The organism is Aeromonas aquatilis, from assembly GCF_054052405.1.
Genome location: NZ_JBSTYP010000050.1, coordinates 1 through 23,321, shown reverse-complemented (window position 1 = coordinate 23,321; position 23,321 = coordinate 1). Strand labels below are relative to the sequence as shown.

Here is a 23,321-nt window from a genome sequence, read left to right as displayed (position 1 = left end):
CTGGCTTTTAGCAATACCGCGGCGAGCGCTGGGCTGTCAACTTAAACCTCTTTGCCAAGTTTGCGCGCAAGGTCTTTGCAGAGCAGGTGGAGCATGTTCAAATCCCGCTGCGGCAGCATGGGCACCCGGTCCACCACCCACTGATGCAGTTTTTCATCCTGCGAAACTCCGAGTTCACCAAGTAATTCTGCTGTTTTGCTTTTTAGCACCCGAACCTGCCCGGCGTTATCAAAATTTTCTGCTACCGCAGTGGCGCCGTCGGCGTTCAGCTCATCCATCAGCTGACTCATCTCGTAGGCGTAGAGCATGATCGCCTGCCCCAGATTGAGAGACGGGTAGCTCACCTTGAGGGGCAGATAGCTGATGAGATCGACCTCGGCCAGCTGCTCGTTGGAGAGCCCCGACTCCTCACAGCCAAAAACGATGGCGACCTTGTTGAGTGAAGGCTTGCTGCGGATCTGCTCGCGGATCTCCCCCGGCGTGAGGTAGTGCTGGTAACGACCGCGCTCACGGGCGGTGGTGGCGATCACCAGATCCATGTCCGCCAGCGCCTCGGGCAAAGTCTCGAACGCTTCGGCCTGAGTCAGGATCTCCTGGGCACCGTGAGCCACCCAGCTCGCCTCCTCCTCTTCGTGTACCCGGCTCGCCACCAGTCGCATGGCATCGAATCCCATGGTTTTCATGGCGCGGGCAGCCGCCCCCACATTTGCAGGTCGGGCAGGTGCCACCAGGACAAAATAGAGCTTCATCGGGTTTCCTCACAGGCCGGACGGCCTCTCAAACAGACAGCAAACAGTCGCTAAACCATCACCAAAACAGGGGCGCAATCTACCGTTTATCCCCGAAAATTGCCACTTGAACAGACGTTTGAATGTTGCGATAGTGGCCTGACGTGTGAACAAATTACACCCAATCCTTCGCGCTATCGGCCCGACAGATCACAAGGAAGAGAGAGATGCAGCAGCCATTGGAACAGGCCGTCGCCGAGACTATCTTGCAACGCTTCGAGTCGTTTTACAGCCGGTTTCTCGAGATAACCCAGGGCAGCAAGAGCCGCTTCGAGAACAGTGACTGGCTGGGGGTACAGCTCGCCGGGCGCGAGCGTATTCGCCTCTATGACCACCACGTGGGGGCCACCGCCAGCTCCATCCGCCAGATGATGGGGGAGCACCACGCCACCCAGGAGCTGCTCAAGCGGGTCAAAAGCGCCTTCAGCGACTTGCTGCCCCGTTGTGACAACTTCGAGGTGGCGGAGTCCTTCTTTAACTCCGTCTATCGCCGGATTTTTCGCCATCGCAATATCCGCGACGAAAACCTCTATATCCACCCCTTTGTCAGCCGTGGCGAAAAACCGGACCTGAGCGCCCTGCTGCGGATCTATCGCACCGATCTGGCTCACTTGCCGCAGACCTTGAGCCAGCTTTTGGGGGATTACAGCTTCACCCTCCTCTACGAGGACAAGCAGCGGGATATTGTCGACATCCACCGCCATCTTGCGGAGAACGGCCCACAAATCATCCATGACGAGCCGTTTGCCATCGAGCTGCTCAAAGAGGTGTTCTACCGCAACAAGGGGGCCTATCTGGTGGGACTGATCCGGGCCCGGGATCAGGTCTTCCCCTTTATCCTGCCCCTGCTCAGCACCGGCCACAGCATCTATGTGGACACCGTCATCTTCGAGCCGGATCTCGCCTCCATCGTGTTTGGCTTCGCCCGCGCCTACTTTATGGTCTATGCCCGCGAACCGGCGCTGTTTGTCGCCTTCCTGCGCCAAATCATGCCCCACAAGCCCGATTACGAGATCTACAACGCCATCGGTTGCCAGAAGCATGGCAAGACCGAGCTCTATCGCCACTACCGCCACCATCTGGCCCAGAGCCGGGATCAGTTCATCATCGCGCCGGGCATCAAGGGGATGGTGATGAGCGTGTTTACCCTCCCCTCCTACGATGTGGTGTTCAAGGTGATAAAAGACGAGTTCACTCCCCCGAAGGATGTGAGCCACGAGCAGGTGAAGGCGAAATACCGGCTGGTAAAACAGCACGATCGGGTTGGCCGGATGGCCGATACCCAGGAGTTCACCAACTTCGAGTTTCCGCTGGATCGCATCTCGCCGGAGCTCCTTGCCGAGCTCAAGACGGTGGCGCCGTCGGCACTCACCATCAGCGACGACAAGCTGGTGATCAAGCACCTCTATACCGAACGCAAGATGATCCCGCTCAACCTCTATCTGGACAAGGCAGACGAGCAGCAGACCCGCCTCGCGCTGGAGGAGTACGGCAACGCCATCAAGCAGCTGGCGGCGGCCAACATCTTCCCGGGGGACATGCTGTTCAAGAACTTCGGCGTCACCCGTCACGGCCGGGTGGTGTTCTACGACTACGACGAGATCTGCTACATGACGGAGTGCAACTTCCGCCAGATCCCGCCGCCCCGCTACCCCGAGGATGAATGGAGCGCCGAGCCCTGGTACTCGGTGGCACCCAACGACATCTTCCCCGAGGAGTTCGCCACCTTCCTGCTGCAAAAGCCGCAGGTGCGCGAGATCATGCTGCAGTTGCACAAGGAGATGTTCGACGCCAACTACTGGAAGATGCTGCAGAGCAACATCAAGGAGGGGCTGTTCGACGATGTCTACCCCTACCGGCGCAAAAAGCGCTTCAAGTACCAACGCGGCGGCTGATCCCGCAGAGCCCGCACAAAGAGTCCGCGCACATCACAGCAACGAAAACGGGGTGGCCAGTGCCACCCCGTTTTGCACTCCGCTTGGCGCCTTAACTGCCGCGACGGCGGATCACCCCCTCCTGCATGGTGCTCGCCACCAGCACCCCGTCACGGGTGAAGAACTGACCGCGCACCAGACCGCGACCACCGCTGGCGCTCGGGCTGTCTACCACATAGAGCAGCCAGTCGTCGAAGCGGAAATCCCGGTGGAACCACATGGAGTGATCGATGGTGGCCACCTGCATATCCGGCTCCCAGTACGACACCCCGTGGGGCTGCAGCGAGGTGAGCAGGAAGTTGAAGTCGGAGGCATAGGCCAGCAGGTATTTGTGCACCCGCAGATCGTCCGGCATCTGGCCGTTGGCCTTGAACCAGACGTGGCGCACCGGATCCTGCACCGTCGGCCGAATAGGGTCGACCAGGGTCACCGGGCGCATCTCGATGGGCTGCTCGCAGAGGATCTTGTCCCGCAGGGAGGCCGGGATCAGGTTCTCGTAGGGGCGCACCAGCTCCAGCTCGCTCTTGAGCTCTTCCGGCGGGGTGATGCCGGTCGGCATCTGTACCTGATGCTCGAAACCATCGGCCGGCACCTGAAACGAGGCGTTGAGATAGAAGATGGGCTTGCCGCCCTGAATCGCCTTGACCCGGCGGGTGGAGACGGTCTGGCCGTCACGGATATTCTCCACGTCATAGACGATGGGACGGGTCACATCCCCCGGACGCAGGAAGTAGGAGTGAAAACTGTGAACCTGACGGCCGGTCTCGACCGTCTGCTTGGCGGCTGACAAGGCCTGCCCCATTACCTGTCCGCCAAACACGGCCCGCAGACCGAGATCCTGGCTCTGGCCCCGATACAGGCCCTCCTCGATTTTTTCCAGCGCCAGCAACGCCAGCAGCTCATCAAGTACCTTGCTCATCGTTCACTCCTCTATCAGAGCCGCACAGGCTAACAAGCTCACCGGAGCAGAGCAACCGCAGCGGCGAGTCTGCGGGCAAACAGACGACAGAAATGCCCCTCAATTTCTCACCCGCCACCCTTTTGCCAGCCAGGGGAGTTGATACAAAAAGGCCCGCACCAGTTGGTGCGGGCCTTTGCTTGGCCGACTGCGCACTTGAACAGCGTGCAGTACGCAACGGGTTATCGGCTTACTTGCTGCCGGTACCGGAGTTGCGGGTAGAAGCTTGTGGCTTGCGACGGGCGGTAGTGGCGCGAGCGCGCGGCTCTTTGCCCTGCATCTCATCGAAGCCCTGTTTACCGGCAAAGAGCCCGGTCTGCTCTCTACGCTTCTGTCAAAAAGGTGGGTGTCCCAGATTCCCTGTTCCTTCCAAGATGTTATACCGATGCACTGTCTCCGCCCCGTCTGCGCCGGTATCGAAGTCAGCTGCATCTCCTGTAACCGCTGCGGCAGCAAGGCCACCCAGTACCTTGTTGAGGGCATTTATCACAAATATCGCTTATGGACAGTAATCCACCTTATAACCACGCCCTAATTCTAGTTGTAACCTTTTGGCCAATTGCTGCCCCTCTGCAATGTGCCAACGTTCCATCTCAGGTGAGCTAAATCCAGAGTCAGGCGGATAGTCGTTGTTGAACGTCGCCTGATATTCACTGTCCCATGCAGTAATCTTGTCCTTAAGATCTTTAGAAAGGGGCAGCTCATTAACATCAATATGCCCCATAATATCTGCATCTGGACAGAATATCGGTCCAGCCAAATATTCATTCATTAGCCTCAATCTGATCATGGTAATTGCTTCCAAGTGCTGACAGGGTTTGCTCTAACCACGAAACCGTTTGAACCCACCCCTATTGCGATGTTTTGTTCAACACCGTTATGTGTGATGCGATAAACATTGGCGGAACCATTGGTCCCAACAAACGATTAGGACACCCACCTTTTGTAGCAAGCCACTATCGAACTGCTTGCAGGCATTATAAGGGTGTATGCATTCGAACTGATGCATGTAAAACTCGGCTGACAGGAGAAATTTTCAGGTTTAGAAAGCAACGGCCCCTGCACAACCATTTACTGGACTATGTGCAATACACGGAGCTATCGAGAGGGTGGACGCGACGCAATCAAATCTGTGGTTGATGGCATCGCCGCTGGCCACAGTGGCGGGCAAACTGCTGGCATTGATCTCTGCCTCCCATCACTCTTATCCCTTGTCGCCTGAATAGCGCCACCTGTTTCAACCAGAGAGCACCATCAAGGCCCAACCGTTCCAGAATGGGTCCAAGTTGAGCCGGAATATGACCCCGTTTGTCGGGCCGAATAGCACGGCCTGTCCAATCAACCAGCATCAGGTAGTCGGTGAAGGCATAGGGCAACCCTTCAGGCCTCCCCTGACTGGCAAATGGCAGCAACAGTGGTGGCAAAACCTCAGCAAGTACAGGCTCGTCAAGGCGCTGCTTGATACTGGTATAGTCGCTCTGCTCGGGCCGGTCGGCCAGCGCGGCTCGTATCGGATTGAGGTCAACATACGCCATACAGGCCAGCAAGGCGGATTCGGTGAGCAAAGCTTGGCTCTTGAAGCGGCCCTCCCAGAAATGGCCCTTGCAACCATCTTCCTGATTGGCCTGACGGGCCAGATTTTCATTGAGTAGCCGAATAAACCAGCTGATGGAGTGAAGCCGTTCTCGCCATTGGGCCAACAATTGCTGCACAACAGCCAGTTCAGGCTCGATCAACATCTCCCCCTGATACCAACGCCTGACCAAATTCGGCCACTGGAAAAGCGCCGACCAGCGCTCAGCCACCTCCCGCTCACTCCAGTTGGCCGCAGTATCTGGCTCCACCTTGAGCACCAGATGATAGTGATTGCTCATCACCGCGTAAGCACAAATGCCGATAGCAAACAGCCGCGACAGTTGCCCCAACTTGTCGACCACCCATTGGCGTCGATGCTCATAACTCTGGCCGGAGTGGGAATCCTCTCCGCACAGAAAAGCTCGCCGCACACAGCGACTGACCACGTGGTAGTAAGGCGTATCCTGCAAGCTGATTTGACGTGAACGGGCAATGGTCATGGCACATCCCTCAACGGTGACCTATCAAGTCAACAACAGCACTACGCCTCTGTCAAAAAGGTGGGTGTCCCAGATTATCCCTCTCGGTATAGCGACCCGAGTCTTGATCAGCTGTTGGGTGAGGGTGCCGAGATCTTTTTCAGACTTGATGTCTTTGGCCAGCTCAGCGGCGAGTGTTTTGAGTTTGTCTTGGTCCATTTGCTTACCCACGAAGGTATCCTTTTGAAAAAGTTACTTATTCGTGGGCGGTTACACAATTGGATTTACAGGCTCCTGATAATAACAACCCCATCATCGAAAATTCCCGATTACGCTCCGCTAATCAAGCCTACGGCCCTATACATCATAGATAAATTCAATACCCAATTGCATTTTCTCTACAATCAAGATGATTTCACAACCTGACCAAATGCCCATATCATTTGTTAGTTTATTGGTGGCAAAGTATTTTTGCAGCTGAACCAACAATTCAGTTAAATCTCCCACAGCTCGACCATCAGGATCAAACCAGTTTAGCTCGCCAGTCTCATCAACATAATCAAATTCGTACTTTCCCCCATCACCATCAGGAAAGATCGTTGCTCTCACCACTAGTTTTTTTGCACCTAACGGCCCAGCCTCGACTAAGAGTTGTCCGATTTTTTTGATATATTTCTTGATCTGTCATTAGATACCACCTGGAGAGTTTTTAAAATCCATAATCGCTGGACGAGCACCACCAATAGAATATCTTACAATAAATCTATCTGGTCGCACAGAGGAACCAGTGTAGATAGGCTCTATCTTAACACTAACAGACTTCCCCTCTTTAAGAGCAGATGCCCAAGCATTCTCCATTTTCTTCCACTCTCCCTTATTCAAATTGGCATTCATGGGGATTAAATTCAGGCGTTCTCCAGGGCCATTGTCAAAAAGGTGGGTGTCCCAGATTCCCTGTTATACTTTATCTCACTCTTTTTTTTCACTTTTTTTTAAAGAGAGAGACAACAAAAACATATATTGATATCGATGCCCCCGCTATAAAGCCAAATATAACTGCCCGTTCAACCTCTCCTTTAGGAACAAGAAACTCGCCTTCTTTAAAATAAAAAAAGATGGTGCTTGCCCCTCCGATTAAAAAACATAAAAGGACACAAAAAAAACATGAATATAGCCATAACCCAAGATAATACTTCATTTCATGACCTCTTTTTTTTCAACTCTCTCTAAAAGCAACTTATTAGAGTACCCAGTAAAAAAATCACCACCAAGACTGCCTGTTGTTTCAAAAAAAACCTGGAATTTTTTCTCCCTTTAGGATTTTATTCGAATGTCAAAAAGGTGGGTGTACCAGATTTTTTCTGCTGCGGTCACCGCCGAATGACTGATCACCCGGTTGAAGGTGTCCCGGTATTTAGCTGCTGGGCACCACAATCATAAGCCTTCTCGTAGGCAGGCCGCACCCAATAGATTGTTCAGCCCCTTTTGCTCCTACTGGTCGAGCTGGAATTGATTAGGGGATAATACTAACTGCGCAACTGTTCTTCCCTGAACGTCACAAAACTCTATTTCATAGCCTTCAACTGGCTGACTATACATCTCAATAATCACTCCCTTCATTCCTGCTCGCAGCCCTGCCTCCGGCATATCCTCAACTAACACAACCATATCAAAAAGCGAATAAACCATCTTGTACTCCTTACTTGACATAGAGAGTCGTCATCCGAGGTGTGTCAGATCCCGGATCATATATCCAGCCTGTCCGAACGGTTACTGTATTACCGTTTGGCCCAGTTATTGGCATATCTATAGTGATACGCTGACCAAATTTATCAGAAACACCCAACTTGGCAGGATATAGCTTTGCCCCCTCCTGCAATTTCACTATTAAACTTGCAGCATTCGTTTGGTTATAGCCCAACAAAAAGGTAGGTGTCCCAGATTTCGTTTTCTGCTCTAACCGAACCGGCCCTACATCTGTCGAATCTCTGATAGTAAGATCCAAAATTCTTTTTCTATCATTTCGAACTCTGGCCCATCCTCTATCGCTATCAGCGATAACAACGCCATATCTAAATTTTCTGTGAGGGAGAGCTCTGGATCCTGATAAATACTAAATGCCTCTTTTGATATTTTAAAAACATCAAATCCACCGACAGCTGCTTTTTCAAGCCTATCGGCTACTACGTTTCCTAGAGTCATTGTTGTCTCCAACCCTTCAATTCAGCTCCCGCTGGAGGGTAACAAAAGGTGGGTGTCCCGGATTTTCCGCAGATGGTTGATGGTTGATGGTTGATGGTTGATGGTTGATGGTTGATGGTTGATGGTTGATGGTTGATGGTTGATGGTTGATGGTTGATGGTTGATGGTTGATTTGGGCAACAACGCCCCTCTCAAGTCAACAACAGCACTACGCCTCTGTCAAAAAGGTGAGTGTCCCAGATTTCCGGCCGCACCAATATTTTACTGATATCGACCAAAACGTTTATAGAAATATGTTACAACACCTACACCGACACCCCAAAACACACTTAACTTTAAATCAGACATAAATTCAACCGAGGAATATGCCATTGAGACATTACCGTGAGAGTAAATGAAACCATATATAAATGAAAACATTATTCTTATGGACAACACCCCTAAAAACATTAGAAATGAACCTAGAATAGAATAAAAAATATGAAACACCATAAGTTTCATTTCAAAACCTCATATAGGCGCATGGAGTCTTCTGTTGCATGAGTCGCCACCTCCGACAAAACAGCGCTACCAGAACCGGCAATAATCGCAGGAAGATTACTCTTAGGGTATGGATAAAATATTGGGGTGTTGGGTGATTGCATCCATTTTATATCATTTTTAGGCGGATTAAAAAACTTATCCAAGGGCTTCTCCGCTTTACCAACTCCATATCCAACTGTAGAGCCCATGACACTAGCCGCCATTGGGCTCCATGGACTTTTTTGCTCAATAAGACTAGTAATACCACTTCCTGCAGCATTTACTGTCGCTGCCCCCCAATACCCCATATTTACAGTAGCACCACCGGTTACCATTGAAGTACCAAAGGTAACCCAACTAAACGGTTCATCGTCATATATTTGAGCTCCAGCATTAGCAGCCCCACTAATTCCAACCCCAACAAGCCGCTCTCCTATTGTTGCACTACCCACCCATTTCCCAACAAACGATTAGGACACCCACCTTTTGTAGCAAGCCACTATCGAACTGCTTGCAGGCATTATAAGGGTGTATGCATTCGAACTGATGCATGTAAAACTCGGCTGGCAGGAGAAATTTTCAGGTTTAGAAAGCAACGGCCCCTGCACAACCATTTATTGGACTATGTGCAATACCCGGAGCTATCAGCAGGGTAAACGCAAAGCAATCAAATCTGTGGTTGATGGTATCGCCGCTGGCCATAATGGCGGGCAAACTGCTGGCATTGATCTCTGCCTCCCACCACTCTGATCCCTTGTCGCCTGAATAGCGCCACCTGTTTCAACCAGAGAACACCATCAAGGCCCAACCGTTCCAGAATGGGTCTAAGTTGAGCGGGAATATGACCCCGTTTGTCGGGCCGAATAGAAAAAGGTGGGTGTCCCGGATTTCCCGTACTCATCTACAAAAAGATCGGTACCCTAATGCTTTTCTAAATGACTATATTGTTGATAATAAATACCTCCTTTTTCAGGTCATCATTAATATCCGAAACGTCTATCTTGTTTATTATTTCTTTGATTTTGATAAAACTATCCATTTGTTTTTTACATCCTCTATTTTTATTGTCGACAAAGCAGATATGAGCTCACCATCATGATATTCTCCAGCCAGGGGGTCATCAGCCAGCACCTCCAGTACCCTCGGTATCAACTGTTCAATACAGAGTTTCTGCCTAATCGCACGACAAATATCTTCCACCGATAACTCTTCGAATGGTATATCAATTACACGTTCGAACCATAGCTCTAGCGATGACTGTTGAATAGGATTTTTCGTTACATTTATATTCCCTATTAATTTCCGGAAGGTAGTCATATCCCATATCCTTTAATAGCTGATTCGATTCTATTGATTGCATCAGTTGCTCTACCATATGCTGCCTTAACTTCTGGGTTATTTACGTTTTTCAACGTATCAGCGTGGTTTCGTAATCCTCTAAGAGTATTTTGCATTTCCTGCATATGATCCCAATAGTCACCGTTGGCTTTAGTATATTGATACTTTGCATGGAAGTTTATCCAATACACTACTAACAGTACCTTTATTTAAAATTGTTTTTTTAGCTGTACTCCCATAATCATGACTATATATCAAATATTCAACTTGATTATTACCTAAACAATAAAAAAGATAAAACCCTGTATCAGCAATTTCAAGAGGGCTCAAAAAAACCCCTATTTTTTTTGAATCAGGCAACTCCATGTCATCAGGATCACAATCAAGTAGCATACCATGTGAATGAGCTAATTCCTTTAATAAAGCATAGGCAGTCATTGACATATCCAGCCCTTCATCTTGACTATCTATTACCTCTTGGTGAATATTTTTCAGATAATCCATAGCCATAGATAGTGTATAATTAGAACCTTTGGATGGATATATTTCATCTTCAATAAAAAACATGAAAACCCCAAACTTCCAATATTCATCATCTGTTTTCTCCAATAGCTCATAAAAAACAGCGAATTCAAAAGGTTGACCGAAAATCATTTTCTCCCCTTTAACTCTTTAATTTCTTTATTGAATAAACCAAGTTCTCTATTACCTAATGCATTTTTACCATCACCAACGATTAGGACACCCACCTTTTGTAGCAAGCCACTATCGAACTGCTTGCAGGCATTATAAGGGTGTATGCATTCGAACTGATGCATGTAAAACTCAGCTGGCAGGAGAAATTTTCAGGTTTAGAAAGCAACGGCCCCTGCACAACCATTTACTGGACTATGTGCAATACCCGGAGCTATCAGCAGGGTAAACGCAAAGCAATCAAATCTGTGGTTGATGGCATCGCCGCTGGCCATAATGGCGGGCAAACTGCTGGCATTGATCTCTGCCTCCCACCACTCTGATCCCTTGTCGCCTGAATAGCGCCACCTGTTTCAACCAGAGAACACCATCAAGGCCCAACCGTTCCAGAATGCAGACTTGAAGAGGATGGCGGGATCAGATCACCAAGTTATCAGTTAGTTCCATTCAAGCTGTATCGATTTGGGCAACAACGCCGCAAGCAGAGCTAATTCTAGCAAATAGCTACCGCAGTCCCTGAGCATATTTAATTGCTCGGCGACACTGCTGTAAGCCCAATAACAGTGGGACGCCCCTTCGGCGCGAGTCCTGTATCACTATTGGCAAGTAGAACTCTTCAACGAAAAACTCATGCATCCGGCATGAAAAGTTGCGCTTGGAACCCTGATCTATTATTCACCAGTCTATCCGGTGTTGTGAATGAAAAAGAATCGTTTATCTGTTAACTGAGCCACAAAAAATAACCACGAAACCAGAAAAACGTTTTCTTTTTTGCTGTCAACAAATAATCATCTTTATTGATAAACAGCCAAAATAAATATTTATTTGGTCAGGCAGTTTTATTGTTCAGGATATAAATCTAAAAAAGCCCGCACCTGTTGGTGCGGGCTTTTTAGCAAGTTTGCACATCTATCAGTGTGCGTCACTGACAAACAGCGCTTATTTGCTGCCGGTACCTGAGTTGCGAGTAGAGGCTTGCGGCTTGCGACGGGCGGTGGTGGCGCGAGCGCGGGGCTCTTTGCCCTGCATCTCTTTGTGACGCTGTACGGCGCGACGGATCTGGGCGGCCTGCTTGTGGCGGCTGGTTTTGCCATCTTGCTGCAGATCGACCTTGGATTCGGTCTCCGGCGGCAGGTTGACCAGACCGCGCAGGTAGTTCACTTCCGGCAGTTTCAGCTCTTGCCAGCCGCCGCGCGGGATGCCGCGGTCCAGCTTGACGTCGCCGTAGCGGATCCGCATCAGGCGGCTCACCTGCACTTCCTGGGATTCCCACAGGCGGCGCACTTCACGGTTGCGACCTTCGGTCAGGGTGACGTTGAACCACTGGTTCAGACCCTCACCGCCAGCCGGTTTGATCTTGTTGAACTTGGCGGTGCCATCTTCCAGCTGCACGCCCTTGCGCAGACGCTGCAGCATGGCTTCGGTGATTTCGCCAAAGACACGTACCGCGTATTCCCGCTCCACTTCGTGGCTCGGGTGCATCAGACGGTTGGCCAGCTCACCATCGGTGGTGAATAGCAGCAGACCGGAGGTGTTGACGTCGAGGCGGCCGACCGCGATCCAGCGGGCACCTTCCATCTTGGGCAGACGATCAAACACGGTGGGACGACCTTCCGGATCGTGACGGGTACACATCTCCCCTTCCGGCTTATGGTAAGCCAGTACGCGGCAGATCACTTCCTCTGCGGCACGGGTCTTGACCTGGTGACCATCCACCCGGATCACGGCGTTCACTTCGACGCGATCCCCCAGTGTGGCAACCTTGCCATCCACACTGACCCGACCTGCGGTGATCAGGGCCTCCATCTCACGACGGGAGCCGTGACCCGCGCGGGCCAACACTTTTTGCAGTTTTTCACTCATCGGGGTTACCTGATTGTTGATCGCTGCCCACTGGTGAAAGGGGCAACGGGGTTAACTGTAACAAACGCCGGTTGGAGCACTCGCCACAGTTGAAAAATGTATATCTCGGTGAAATCGGCACACTTGGACGCCATTCACCGGGCATCGCTCTCCCCATCCACCGCAGAGGGCAACAGGGGTTGCAGCTCCGGATCCAGCTCAGGGAGCTGCTCCAGACTCTGCAGATTAAAGTAATCCAGAAACTCTCTGGTGGTGGCGAGCAGCTCGGGGCGACCCGCCACCTCTTTGTGGCCAATGCTGCGCACCCAGCCACGCTCTTTCAGGGTATTCACTATCTGGCTCGACACCGCCACCCCGCGGATCGCTTCGATCTCGGCCCGGGTGATGGGTTGGCGATAGGCGATCAGGGTCAGCGTCTCCATCACCGCGCGCGAATAGCGAGGCGCCCGCTCGCTCCAGAGCCGCGAGAGCTCTTCGGCATACTCCTGACGCGCCTGAAAGCGCCAGCCGGAGGCGACCTCTTTGAGCTCGACGCCCCGCGAGCTGTAATCTTGCCTGATCTCGGCCAACAGCAGCTGAACATAGCGACTGGTCACCGGATAATCCGCCAGCACGCTGCTTTTCAGCTCGCTGACATTGAGCGGACGACCGGCCACAAACAGCGCAGCTTCGATCAGGGTCTTGAGTCGTTCAGTGGGCAGCGCCACGGTTGCCCTCCTCGCTCTGCTCGGCCAATGCAAAATGGATTGGGCCGAGTGGTTCAGCCTGCAGGATCCAGATCAGTTGCTCCTTGCACAGCTCCAGCAGGGCCAGAAACGTCACCAGTACCCCCATGCGCCCCTCTTCGGCGCGCAGCACCTGCTCAAGGCGCAGGGTCTGCCCCAGCGTGAGCATGGCAAGGATCTCCGCCATGCGCACCCGGGTCGGGATCTGTTCGCGGCGGATCTGGTGATGTTCGAAATGAGTCGCGCGTTTTACCACACTTTGCATGTAAAGGGCGAGCTCAACCAGCGAAACATCGGGCGCCAGTGGCTTGAGGGCGCCAAAATCGGGGGGCAAGGCGGCTGCGATATAAATCTCTCGCTCCACCCGTGGCAGCTCATTGACCTTCTCCGCCCCTACCTTGTAACGCTCGTACTCCTGCAGGCGGCGAATAAGCGTCACCCGCGGGTCTTCCCCCTCATCTTCATCCTCCAGCTCGGGGGCCTTGGGCAGCAGCAGGCGGGATTTGATCTCCGCCAGCCAGGCCGCCATCAGCAGATATTCGGCTGCCAGCTCAAGGTTAAGCCCCTGCATCAGCTCCACGTACTCCATGTACTGGGCGGTGATCTGCAGGATCGGCAGGTTGAGGATATCGAGCTGCTGACGCCGGATCAGATAGAGCAGCAGATCGAGCGGCCCCTCGAAGGTATCGAGGAACACCTCCAGCGCATCGGGCGGGATGAACAGGTCCTGGGGCAGCTCGTGATAGGGCTGCCCCAGGACTTTCGCGATGGGTAGTGCGGAGCCAGCCCCCGTCTCGACGGAAGGGACTGTCACCGGTTCAGCGACATCACTCAAACGGGGTCGGGTCTCCGGCACCGCGACGACGCAATACCGGCTCGTCGTCAGAGAAATCGACCACGGTGGTGGGCTGCTCGCCCAGATAACCGCCGTTGACCACCAGATCGATCTGCTTGCCCAGCTTGTCGAAGATCTCTTCCGGGTCAAACTCGGCCATCTCGGAGTCCGGCAGGATCAATGTGGTGGAGAGCAGCGGCTCGCCGAGGGCTTCCAGCAGTGCCTGAGCAATCTTGTTGTCCGGCACCCGGATGCCGATGCTCTTCTTCTTCTCGTTCATCAGGCGGCGCGGCACCTCTTTGGTCGCCTTGAAGATAAAGGTGTAGGCGCCCGGGGTGTTGTTCTTGATCAGGCGAAACGCGCTGTTGTCGACCTTGGCGTAGGTGGAGATCTCGGAGAGATCGCGGCACACCAGGGTGAAGTCGTGGTTGGCGTCGAGACGACGGATGCGGCAGATGCGCTCCAGCGCGCCCTTGTCACCCATCTGGCAACCCAGCGCATAACCGGAGTCGGTCGGATAGACGATCACGCCGCCGTTCTGGATGATCTGTACCGCCTGACCGATCAGACGGGCCTGGGGGTTTTCCGGATGTACGTAAAAATGCTGACTCATAGCTTGTTCTCGCAATGGGGGCAGCAATACCTGCCCGCTCGTATGGTCACGGGTCAAAGACCCATGACACTACCTTAACCTGTTTGTGGCCGCTTCGCTGATGCCGTTACCGACTCGCCAGCAGCTCGGCATGTTGCTCGGTGGTGAGCCCAAAGTGACCGGGATAGGCCAGCCACAATATGGCCATTCCCTCTTGCCAGTTTGTTCCCTATTTCGCTGACGCCGTTACCGGCTCGCCAGCAGCTCGGCATGTTGCTCGGTGGTGAGCCCAAAGTGACCGGGATAGGCCAGCCACAATATGGCCATTCCCTCTTGCCAGTTTGTTCCCTATTTCGCTGACGCCGTTACCGGCTCGCCAGCAGCTCGGCATGTTGCTCGGTGGTGAGCCCAAAGTGACCGGGATAGGCCAACCAGACTGGCATTCCCTCTTTGGGCAGCCAGAGGTGGCGGCCCAGCTCGGTCCAGTTGGAGGGGAAGTGAAAATCCGATCCCACCGAGATATAGAGGTCGTGCTCCTTGGCCCACTGGCCCAGATTGGCCCGCTCCTGTGGGCTCTGCTGGGGCAATGAGACCTCCATGGCATCCCCACCGGCCGCCTTGAAGGCCACCAGTAGCCGCTTGATCCACTTGGCGGTGAGATCGTAACGGCTGGGGTGGGCCAGCACCGCCAGCCCACCGGCGGCGTGAATGGCCGCGATGGCTTCGCTCATCTCGGGCCACTCGGCCGGGGCATACCCTTTATTGCCACGGCTCAGGTACTTTTTGAATACCTTCTGCATGTTGTCGGCTACCCCGCGTGCCACCAGCACCCGGGCAAAGTGGGCGCGGGTCACGGCGGCGTCACCGGCCAGCGCCTTGGCCTCTTCATAGGTGCCGGGAATGAGGCACTTCTCCAGACGACGCCCAATTTCCAGCGCACGTGCTTCGCGACGGGCAAGCTGACCGGCCAGAAAGTCGGTCAGCTGCGGATTTTTTTCATCCACCCCCAGCGCCACGATATGGATCTCGTGATGCTCCCAGCCGGTGGAGATCTCGACCCCGCTCACCAGTCGCAGCGGCAGTTGCTCGGCTTCGATGGTACGGCGCACCTCATCAAGTCCGGCAAGGGTGTCGTGGTCAGTAACTGCTAACACCTCGACCTGTTTTTCGGCGGCGCGGCGCACCAGTTCGGCGGGGCTCAGTACCCCGTCGGAGGCAGTGGTATGGCAGTGAAGATCGAATCTCATCAGGTTATTCCGCTCTCGTGGTCAGGTCACCATTCATGGCAAATCGGTGAAAGAAGGCTAAAAAGCGACTTGACTTGGCCGCGGCTTTATCGTTTTCTGTAGGCACTTCATTGCAAACATCTTTTTACAGGACTTTATCATGCAAACGACATCCATCCTGACCATCTGGTGGTGGCACACTCCCTGACATGCGGGCGTGTGGTCGTTGCTGTACCTGTAATCTGACAGCAAATTAAGAACCCAAAGAAAAAGCCCGCTGACCCCAGCGGGCTTTTTTATTATCCGGCAAATGGACCTGTGATGAAACCGAGAATTCAGACAAGCAAGCTGACCTGGCGATGGCGCCCCTGAACCAGCCACCCCGGACCAATTAAATTTTCAAGGAATTCAATGTCATGAATATCGGTAAAACGCATCACACGCAAGGGAACGCACTATGACAGCCACACATCGCCTTCCTCTGGGTGAATTCGATACCCTCAAGCTCAACGCCCCCTATGTGGCCGACCCGCTGGCGCTCTATACCCGCCTCTGTCAGGGTCGCCCCAACAACCTGCTACTGGAATCGGTGGAGATCGACTCCAAGGCGGGTAAACAGAGCCTGCTGCTGGTCGATGCCTGCCTGCGCATCGAGTGCCGTGGTCGCACCGTGCGGGTGCGCAGCCTCAATGACAACGGTGCCCAGTTGCAGAGCCTGCTGGCCGAGCGGCTGCCTGCGGTGGTGGCTCGTTCGCTGGTCGATGGCGAGCTGCAACTCGACTTCCCGGCCTCCGATCGGGAGCAGGATGAAGATTCCCGCCTCAAGGGGAGCAGCGTGCTGGACGTGCTGCGCACCCTGCAACAGGAGCTGCAGTGCCAACTGGGTAAAGAAGCACTGTTCATGGCGGGCAGCTTCGCCTATGACCTGATCGCCTCCTTCGAGGATCTGCCAGAGGTGCCGGAGGGGAGCAACAGCTGCCCCGATTACTGCTTCTATGTGGCCGAAACCCTGATCACCATCGACCATATCGAACGCACCACTCAACTGCTCGCCTGCATCTTTGGCGGCGACAGCGACGAAAGCCAGGTTGAAGACAGATACACCCGCCTGACCGAGCGACTCACCGACTTCAAACAGATTTGCCAGCAACCCCTCTGCGCCGAGCTGACCACCCAGCCCCTGACCGGTGGCATGAGCGTGGACAAGAGCGACAAGCAGTTCTGTGCCGAGGTGGAGAAGCTCAAGGGCTTTATCCGCCGTGGCGACATCTTCCAGGTGGTGCCGTCCCGCTGCTTCTCCCTGCCCTGCCCGAGCCCCCTGGCCGCCTATCGTCGCCTCAAGCAGACCAATCCCAGCCCCTACATGTTCTACGTGCAGGATGAGGGCTTCACTCTGTTTGGCGCCTCGCCGGAGAGCGCGGTGAAATTCTGCGCCGCCAGCCGCGATGTGGAGATGTACCCCATCGCCGGTACCCGCCGCCGCGGCTTCAACCCGGATGGCAGCATCAACCGGGATCTCGATGGCCGCATCGAGCTGGAACTGCGTCAGGACGAGAAAGAGGTGGCCGAACACCTGATGCTGGTGGATCTGGGCCGCAACGACATCGCCCGCATCTCGGAACCGGGTACCCGCTACGTCAAGGAACTGCTCAAAGTGGATCGCTATAGCCACGTGATGCATCTGGTCTCCAAGGTGGTCGGCACCCTGCGCTCTGACCTGGACGCCCTGCACGCCTATCAGGCCTGCATGAACATGGGCACCCTCACCGGTGCCCCCAAGATCCGCGCCAGCGAGCTTATTCGCATGGTGGAAGGCAAGCGCCGCGGCAGCTACGGCGGCGCCGTCGGCTATATCAACGGTGCAGGCGAGATGGATACCTGCATCGTCATCCGCTCCGCCTTTGTCAAAGATGGCGTGGCCCATGTGCAGGCCGGTGCCGGGGTGGTCTATGACTCCAAGCCGCAAGCCGAAGCGGACGAAACCCGCGCCAAGGCGGCCGCCGTGCTGGCCGCCATCGCTGCCAGCCATGGCACCTCCCTGCAAGCCCTGAGCGCCCAGCAGGAGCAACATAAGGACGTGAGCCATGACTAACATCTTCCTGCTCGACAACTTCGACTCGTTTACCTACAGCACCCAAGCCGACCAGTTCCGCACTTCGAAGGAGCAGCATCATGACTAACATCTTTTTGCTCGATAACTTCGATTCATTTACCTACAACCTCGTCGACCAGTTTCGCTCCCTCGGCTATCCGGTGCGGATCTACCGCAACAGCCTGCCGGCGAGCCGCATCATGAGCGAAATCGCTGCCTGTGAAGGGGACGCGGTGCTGGTGCTCTCCCCGGGGCCGGGCGCCCCCCATGAAGCGGGTTGCCTGATTGATCTGATCAAACTGGCCCGTGGTCAGGTGCCCATCCTCGGCATCTGCCTCGGCCATCAGGCCCTGTGCGAAGCCTACGGCGGCACAGTCGGCGCGGCGGGCGAGATCGTCCACGGCAAGCGCTCCCTGATTGAGCACAACGGCCACGGCGCCTTCGCCGGCCTGCCGAGCCCGCTGCCGGTGGCCCGTTACCACTCGCTGGTCGCCACCTATGTACCGGAAGAGCTGACGGTGATTGCCCACTATCAGGGCATGCCCATGGCCATCGAGCAGCAGGATGAGCGGGTGCTGGGCTTCCAGTTCCACCCGGAATCCATCATGACCTCGGAAGGGGCCCGTCTGCTGACTCAGGCGCTCGCCCATATCACCCGTCCAGAAAGCAGCGTGCGTTAAGGTAAGGAGACCAACATGCATCAACATCTCAACACCCTCTATCAGGGTCAGTCTCTGAGCCGTGAAAGTACCCGCGATGCCTTCGGTCAGGTGGTACGTGGCGAAGTGGACCCCATCGTGCTCGCCAGTCTCCTGACCGCCCTCAAGATCAAGGGGGAGACCCCGGAGGAGATCGCCGGTGCCGCCGAGGCCCTCTTGGCCGAAGCGCGCGACTTCCCGCGTCCGGATTATGAGTTTTGCGACATCGTCGGCACCGGTGGCGATGGCCTCAACACCATCAACGTCTCCACCACCTCGGCGCTGATCGCCGCCGCCTGCGGCCTGAAAGTGGCCAAGCACGGCAATCGCTCGGTCTCGAGCAAGTCGGGTTCGAGCGATCTGCTGGACAAAATGGGCATCAAGCTTGACATGAGCCCGGCGCAGGCGCGCCGCTGCCTGGATGAGCTAGGCATCTGCTTCCTGTTCGCCCCCCAGTATCACGCCGGGGTGCGCCACGCCATGCCGGTGCGCCAAGCCCTCAAGACCCGTACTCTGTTCAACGTGCTGGGGCCGCTTATCAACCCCGCTCGCCCCACCTATCAGCTGATGGGAGTCTATGCCCCCGAGCTGGTGCGCCCCATCGCAGAAACCCTGCTGGCACTGGGGCTGAAAACCGGTATGGTGGTGCACGGTGCCGGGCTGGATGAAATTGCCATCCACGGCCCGACCCAGGTGGCCCAGATCCGTGACGGCGAGATCCGCGAATTTATGATCACCCCGGCCGACTTTGGCCTGGAGACCTATCCAGTCAGCGCCATTCAGGGGGGGGAGCCTGAAGAGAACCGCGCCATCACCGCCGCCATTCTGGAAGGGCGGGGCACCCCGGCCCACAACGCCGCCATCGCCGCCAACGTGGCACCGCTGCTGCTGATGGCGGGTAAGGCGACCGATCTCAAGAGCGCGGCGGCCGAGGTGCTGGCGGTGCTGGCGAGTGGCAAGGCTGCGGAGCTCGCCGCCCGGCTCGCCACGTTGAGTCATCAGGGAACGAGCCATCAGGAAGCGGGCCATCAGGAGGCATGATGTCAGCCACCACGTTGCACAGCAGTCATTCAGAACGCCCGCAGGGCAAGAGCCAGTTTCGCAAGGATAACGAGATGTCAGACCTTATCGCCCCCCATGCATTTCTGAACATGGCCTCCATCAGCCAGACCATTCTCGGCAAGATCGTGGCGGCCAAGCAGGAGTGGGTCGCCACCCGCAAGCAGGCCCAGCCGCTGGCGAGCTTCCAGAGCGCGCTGACCCCCAGCGATCGGGATTTCGTCGGGGCACTCAAGGCGGGCTCCACCCGCTTTATTCTGGAGTGCAAGAAGGCCTCCCCCTCCAAGGGCTTGATCCGCGACGACTTCAGCCCGGAGGCGATCGCCGACATCTATGGCAAATACGCCACCGCCATCTCGGTGCTGACCGACGAGAAGTTCTTTCAGGGGGATTTCGCCTTTTTGCCGCGGGTGCGCAGCCGCGTCCAGCAACCGGTGCTCTGCAAGGATTTCATGATTGACCCCTATCAGGTCTATCTGGCCCGCCACTATCAGGCGGACGCCATCCTGCTGATGCTCTCGGTGCTCACCGACGAGGGCTATCGCGCCCTGTTCGCGGTGGCCAAAGAGCTGGGCCTTGGCGTGCTCACCGAAGTGAGCAACGAGGAGGAGCTGACCCGCGCCATCGCCCTTGGCGCGCCGGTGATTGGCATCAACAACCGGGATCTGCGCGACTTGAGCGTGGATCTCGCCCGCACCAAACAGCTGGCTAAAGATATCCCGAGCGATCGGGTGGTGATCAGCGAATCCGGCATCAACCACCGCGCTCAGGTGGCGGATCTGCGCCACCACGCCAAGGGCTTTCTGGTGGGCTCATCCCTGATGGCCGAGCCGGATCTGGAAGCGGCGGTGCGCAAGCTCACTCTGGGCCAGAACAAGGTGTGCGGCCTGACCCGTGCCGAAGATGCCGCCGCCGCCCATCAGGCGGGTGCGGTATTCGGCGGTCTTATCTTTGTAGCCAAAAGCCCACGCTATGTGGACATTCCCGCCGCCCGCGCCGTGATGGCCGGTGCACCGCTTAGCTTTGTCGGAGTATTTCGCAACGCCCAGCCCGCCACCATCGTCAAGACGGTGGATGCGCTGGGGCTCGCCGCGGTGCAGCTGCATGGGGATGAGGATGCCGCCTATATCGAGGGATTGCGCCCACTGCTGCCGACTGGCTGCCAGATCTGGAAAGCGGTAGGCGTCTCTCTCGGCAAAGAAAGCGGCGAGCCGCTGCCCGACCTCGACTACCCGGCGGATCGGCTGCTGCTGGATACTGTCGTGAAAACTGCGGTCGGCAGCCAGAGCGGTGGTACCGGTCAGGCGTTCGACTGGGCCATGCTGGCCACGCTCGACAAGAGCAAACTGATGCTGGCGGGGGGCCTTAATCCCGACAACGCCCTGCAGGCGGCGCAAGTGGGCTGCCTCGGCCTTGATTTCAACTCCGGGGTGGAGAGTGCCCCGGGCCAGAAGGATGCGCACAAGATTACAGCCGCCTTCGGCGCACTGCGCAACCTGTAACGCAACCCTTTTTGATGTTTCGATTTAGCTAATACAAGGAAGAAGCCATGACCCTGCTCAACCCGTTTTTCGGTGAATTTGGCGGTATGTATGTACCCCAAATCCTTATCCCGGCCCTGCTCCAGCTGGAGAAAGCCTTTGTCGATGCCAAGGATGACCCGGCCTTTATCGCCGAGTTTCAGTCCCTGCTGACCGAGTATGCCGGTCGCCCGACCCCGCTCACCCTGACCCGCAATCTGACCAAGGGCACCAAGACCCGCCTCTATCTCAAGCGTGAAGATCTGCTGCACGGCGGCGCCCACAAGACCAACCAGGTGCTGGGTCAGGCGCTGCTGGCCAAGCGGATGGGCAAGAGCGAGATCATCGCCGAGACCGGCGCCGGTCAGCATGGCGTCGCCACTGCGCTGGCCTGCGCCCTGCTCGGCCTCAAGTGCCGGGTCTACATGGGTGCCAAGGATTGCGAGCGTCAGAAGCCCAACGTCTTTCGCATGAAGCTGATGGGCGCCACCGTCATTCCGGTGCACTCCGGCTCCAGCACCCTGAAAGATGCCTGCAACGAGGCGCTGCGCGACTGGGCTGCCAACTACGAGTCGGCCCACTACCTGCTCGGCACCGCCGCGGGCCCGCACCCCTTCCCCACCATCGTGCGGGAGTTCCAGAAGATGATCGGCGAAGAGGCCAAGGCCCAGTGCTTCGAGAAGGAGGAGCGGCTGCCCGATGCGGTGATCGCCTGCGTCGGCGGCGGGTCGAACGCCATCGGCATGTTTGCCGACTTTATCGATGAGCCGTCAGTGCGCCTGATCGGCGTCGAGCCGGGTGGTCACGGTATCGAAAGTGGCGAGCACGGTGCGCCGCTCGGCCACGGCAGCAAGGGGGTCTTCTTTGGCATGCACTCCTACCTGATGCAAGACAATCAGGGCCAGATCCAGGAGTCTTACTCCGTCTCGGCGGGGCTGGACTTCCCCTCCGTCGGCCCGCAACACGCCCATCTGGCCGCCATCGGCCGCGCCGAGTACCCCTCGGTGACCGACAAGGAGGCGCTGGACGCCTTCCAGGAGCTGGCCAAATCCGAAGGCATTATCCCGGCGCTGGAGTCCTCCCACGCACTGGCCCACGCCCTCAAGATGGCTCGCAGTGAACCGGAAAAAGAGCAGGTGCTGATCGTCAACCTCTCCGGCCGTGGCGACAAAGACATCTTCACCGTTGCCGATATCTTGGAAACAGAAAGCTTTGAGAAAGAAGGAACCAGCAAATGAACCGTTACGCACAACTCTTCTCCCGTCTGGACGACGCCAATCAGGGCGCCTTTGTGCCGTTCGTGATGCTGGGTGACCCCACCCCCGAATTGTCACTGGCCATCGTCGATGCGCTGGTCGAAGGGGGCGCCGATGCCCTCGAGCTCGGCATTCCCTTCTCCGATCCGGTGGCAGACGGCCCCACCATTCAGGGCGCCGCCCTGCGTGCCTTTGCCAGCCACACCACCCCGGACGACTGCTTCGAGCTACTCGGCCGCATCCGCGCCAAGTACCCGCAGCTGCCCATTGGCCTCTTGGTCTACGCCAATCTGGTCTATGTGCGCAAAATTGACGGCTTCTACGAGAAGTGCCAGCAGGCGGGCGTGGACTCGGTGCTGGTTGCCGACGTGCCGGTGCAGATGTGCGCCCCCTACAAGGCGGCCGCCGACAAGTTCGGCATCGACAGCATCTTTATCGCCCCGCCCAATGGCGACGCCGAGACCCTGAAACAGGTGGCGGAGTTCGGCAATGGTTACACCTATCTGGTGAGCCGCGCCGGCGTCACCGGTGCCGAGACCAAGGCCGGCATGCCGGTGGAGGGGCTGATCAATACCCTGCGCGAGTTCAACGCCCCCCCCGCCCTGCTCGGCTTTGGTATCAGCGAGCCGGCTCAGGTGCGTGAGGCCATCGCCGCGGGCGCCGCCGGTGCCATCTCCGGCTCCGCCGTGGTAAAGATCATCGAGACCCACCACCAGAAGCCGGAACATATGCTCACTCGTCTGAAAGAGTTTGTGGAAGGGATGAAAGCCGCGACCAATCGATAAGTGGCGGCATTGGTCAAATGCCATTGGCCGAGTCTGTAGAAAAGGGAGCCTGATAGGCTCCCTCAGATTGCTGAAGAACCCCCTCTTTTTCAAGGCTATGTCCCAATTACGTGTTGCATGGGGTGCCCCAGCGCCTCATGCAAACATGCTTTGATATTCACGCCCCTCCCGTAACGCTCCA

General features: G+C 56.0%; 27 protein-coding genes and 1 pseudogene. 7 read left to right on the top strand and 21 right to left on the bottom strand.

What is annotated here, in order from left to right:
- Positions 1-41: 41 nt before the first annotated feature.
- Positions 42-749, bottom strand: coding sequence for a tRNA/rRNA methyltransferase (locus tag ACW5W8_RS17870; RefSeq protein ID WP_498629240.1), 708 nt, complete (start codon positions 747-749; stop codon positions 42-44).
- Between the two features lie 206 nt (positions 750-955).
- Between ACW5W8_RS17870 and aceK the strand changes: the two genes are divergently transcribed.
- Positions 956-2,683: a bifunctional isocitrate dehydrogenase kinase/phosphatase gene (aceK, locus tag ACW5W8_RS17865; RefSeq protein WP_498629238.1), complete on the top strand. Its 1,728-nt coding sequence runs from the start codon at positions 956-958 to the stop codon at positions 2,681-2,683.
- Between the two features lie 91 nt (positions 2,684-2,774).
- Here the strand turns inward: aceK and tesB are convergent, their stop codons facing one another.
- The 20 genes and pseudogenes from tesB to rnm form a co-directional block, all read right to left on the bottom strand.
- Positions 2,775-3,641, bottom strand: coding sequence for an acyl-CoA thioesterase II (gene tesB, locus ACW5W8_RS17860; RefSeq protein WP_498629236.1), 867 nt, complete (start codon positions 3,639-3,641; stop codon positions 2,775-2,777).
- 538 nt (positions 3,642-4,179) lie between these two features.
- A complete protein-coding gene (locus tag ACW5W8_RS17855) occupies positions 4,180-4,452 on the bottom strand; it encodes an immunity protein CdiI family protein (RefSeq protein ID WP_498629234.1) in 273 nt (90 codons plus the stop codon).
- A 352-nt stretch (positions 4,453-4,804) separates the two neighbouring features.
- Complete coding sequence (locus ACW5W8_RS17850) at positions 4,805-5,755, bottom strand: transposase (protein ID WP_498629233.1); 951 nt, start codon at positions 5,753-5,755, stop codon at positions 4,805-4,807.
- Positions 5,756-5,779: 24 nt separating this feature from the next.
- Positions 5,780-5,965: a hypothetical protein gene (locus tag ACW5W8_RS17845; RefSeq protein ID WP_498629262.1), complete on the bottom strand. Its 186-nt coding sequence runs from the start codon at positions 5,963-5,965 to the stop codon at positions 5,780-5,782.
- Positions 5,966-6,091: 126 nt separating this feature from the next.
- Complete coding sequence (locus tag ACW5W8_RS17840) at positions 6,092-6,343, bottom strand: hypothetical protein (RefSeq protein ID WP_498629231.1); 252 nt, start codon at positions 6,341-6,343, stop codon at positions 6,092-6,094.
- A gap of 78 nt (positions 6,344-6,421) precedes the next feature.
- Positions 6,422-6,685, bottom strand: a complete 264-nt coding sequence (locus tag ACW5W8_RS17835) for a DNA/RNA non-specific endonuclease (RefSeq protein WP_498629260.1) — start codon at positions 6,683-6,685, stop codon at positions 6,422-6,424.
- 31 nt (positions 6,686-6,716) lie between these two features.
- On the bottom strand, positions 6,717-6,932 hold the full coding sequence (locus ACW5W8_RS17830) for a hypothetical protein (RefSeq protein WP_498629229.1): 216 nt from the start codon (positions 6,930-6,932) through the stop codon (positions 6,717-6,719).
- Between the two features lie 293 nt (positions 6,933-7,225).
- Positions 7,226-7,423, bottom strand: a complete 198-nt coding sequence (locus ACW5W8_RS17825) for a DUF4926 domain-containing protein (protein WP_498629228.1) — start codon at positions 7,421-7,423, stop codon at positions 7,226-7,228.
- A 10-nt stretch (positions 7,424-7,433) separates the two neighbouring features.
- Positions 7,434-7,655, bottom strand: coding sequence for a DUF6883 domain-containing protein (locus ACW5W8_RS17820; protein ID WP_498629258.1), 222 nt, complete (start codon positions 7,653-7,655; stop codon positions 7,434-7,436).
- A 50-nt stretch (positions 7,656-7,705) separates the two neighbouring features.
- Positions 7,706-7,936 carry a hypothetical protein gene (locus ACW5W8_RS17815; protein ID WP_498629226.1) on the bottom strand — a complete coding sequence of 77 codons (231 nt, stop codon included), beginning with the start codon at positions 7,934-7,936 and terminating at the stop codon, positions 7,706-7,708.
- Positions 7,937-8,433: 497 nt separating this feature from the next.
- Positions 8,434-8,910 (bottom strand): hypothetical protein, encoded by a 477-nt coding sequence (locus tag ACW5W8_RS17810; protein ID WP_498629225.1) that lies wholly within the window; start codon positions 8,908-8,910, stop codon positions 8,434-8,436.
- Between the two features lie 556 nt (positions 8,911-9,466).
- Positions 9,467-9,775 (bottom strand): contact-dependent growth inhibition system immunity protein, encoded by a 309-nt coding sequence (locus ACW5W8_RS17805; protein WP_498629223.1) that lies wholly within the window; start codon positions 9,773-9,775, stop codon positions 9,467-9,469.
- Positions 9,772-9,948 (bottom strand): annotated as a pseudogene (locus tag ACW5W8_RS17800) (polymorphic toxin type 28 domain-containing protein); the annotation flags it as partial. The gene ACW5W8_RS17805 and the pseudogene ACW5W8_RS17800, both read right to left, overlap by 4 nt.
- A complete protein-coding gene (locus tag ACW5W8_RS17795) occupies positions 9,947-10,450 on the bottom strand; it encodes an immunity 42 family protein (protein ID WP_498629221.1) in 504 nt (167 codons plus the stop codon). The pseudogene ACW5W8_RS17800 and the gene ACW5W8_RS17795, both read right to left, overlap by 2 nt.
- Positions 10,447-10,614, bottom strand: coding sequence for a hypothetical protein (locus ACW5W8_RS17790; RefSeq protein ID WP_498629219.1), 168 nt, complete (start codon positions 10,612-10,614; stop codon positions 10,447-10,449). The genes ACW5W8_RS17795 and ACW5W8_RS17790 overlap by 4 nt, the downstream gene beginning before the upstream one ends.
- Positions 10,615-11,428: 814 nt before the next feature.
- On the bottom strand, positions 11,429-12,352 hold the full coding sequence (gene rluB, locus ACW5W8_RS17785; protein ID WP_005347347.1) for a 23S rRNA pseudouridine(2605) synthase RluB: 924 nt from the start codon (positions 12,350-12,352) through the stop codon (positions 11,429-11,431).
- A 134-nt stretch (positions 12,353-12,486) separates the two neighbouring features.
- Positions 12,487-13,059: an SMC-Scp complex subunit ScpB gene (gene scpB / locus ACW5W8_RS17780; RefSeq protein ID WP_005350230.1), complete on the bottom strand. Its 573-nt coding sequence runs from the start codon at positions 13,057-13,059 to the stop codon at positions 12,487-12,489.
- Positions 13,043-13,912: a segregation and condensation protein A gene (locus tag ACW5W8_RS17775; protein WP_498629216.1), complete on the bottom strand. Its 870-nt coding sequence runs from the start codon at positions 13,910-13,912 to the stop codon at positions 13,043-13,045. The genes scpB and ACW5W8_RS17775 overlap by 17 nt, the downstream gene beginning before the upstream one ends.
- Entirely contained in the window at positions 13,905-14,525 is a 621-nt protein-coding gene (locus ACW5W8_RS17770; RefSeq protein WP_005338129.1) for an L-threonylcarbamoyladenylate synthase, read from the bottom strand. Before ACW5W8_RS17770 ends, ACW5W8_RS17775 begins: the two co-directional genes overlap by 8 nt.
- 344 nt (positions 14,526-14,869) lie before the next feature.
- Positions 14,870-15,751 (bottom strand): RNase RNM, encoded by an 882-nt coding sequence (gene rnm, locus ACW5W8_RS17765; protein WP_498629214.1) that lies wholly within the window; start codon positions 15,749-15,751, stop codon positions 14,870-14,872.
- Positions 15,752-16,187: 436 nt separating this feature from the next.
- Between rnm and ACW5W8_RS17760 the strand changes: the two genes are divergently transcribed.
- The 6 genes from ACW5W8_RS17760 (at position 16,188) to trpA (ending at position 23,140) form a co-directional block, all read left to right on the top strand.
- A complete protein-coding gene (locus ACW5W8_RS17760; RefSeq protein ID WP_498629213.1) occupies positions 16,188-17,822 on the top strand; it encodes an anthranilate synthase component 1 in 1,635 nt (544 codons plus the stop codon).
- Positions 17,823-17,902: 80 nt separating this feature from the next.
- Positions 17,903-18,502: an aminodeoxychorismate/anthranilate synthase component II gene (locus ACW5W8_RS17755; protein WP_005359135.1), complete on the top strand. Its 600-nt coding sequence runs from the start codon at positions 17,903-17,905 to the stop codon at positions 18,500-18,502.
- 15 nt (positions 18,503-18,517) lie between these two features.
- Positions 18,518-19,561 carry an anthranilate phosphoribosyltransferase gene (gene trpD / locus ACW5W8_RS17750; RefSeq protein ID WP_498629211.1) on the top strand — a complete coding sequence of 348 codons (1,044 nt, stop codon included), beginning with the start codon at positions 18,518-18,520 and terminating at the stop codon, positions 19,559-19,561.
- On the top strand, positions 19,561-21,081 hold the full coding sequence (gene trpCF / locus ACW5W8_RS17745) for a bifunctional indole-3-glycerol-phosphate synthase TrpC/phosphoribosylanthranilate isomerase TrpF (protein WP_498629256.1): 1,521 nt from the start codon (positions 19,561-19,563) through the stop codon (positions 21,079-21,081). Before trpD ends, trpCF begins: the two co-directional genes overlap by 1 nt.
- Before the next feature lie 47 nt (positions 21,082-21,128).
- Positions 21,129-22,337, top strand: coding sequence for a tryptophan synthase subunit beta (gene trpB, locus ACW5W8_RS17740; RefSeq protein ID WP_498629209.1), 1,209 nt, complete (start codon positions 21,129-21,131; stop codon positions 22,335-22,337).
- The gene (gene trpA, locus ACW5W8_RS17735) at positions 22,334-23,140 is read left to right on the top strand and encodes a tryptophan synthase subunit alpha (protein ID WP_498629207.1); all 807 of its coding nucleotides are present in this window, start codon (positions 22,334-22,336) and stop codon (positions 23,138-23,140) included. Before trpB ends, trpA begins: the two co-directional genes overlap by 4 nt.
- Positions 23,141-23,321 lie beyond the last annotated feature (181 nt).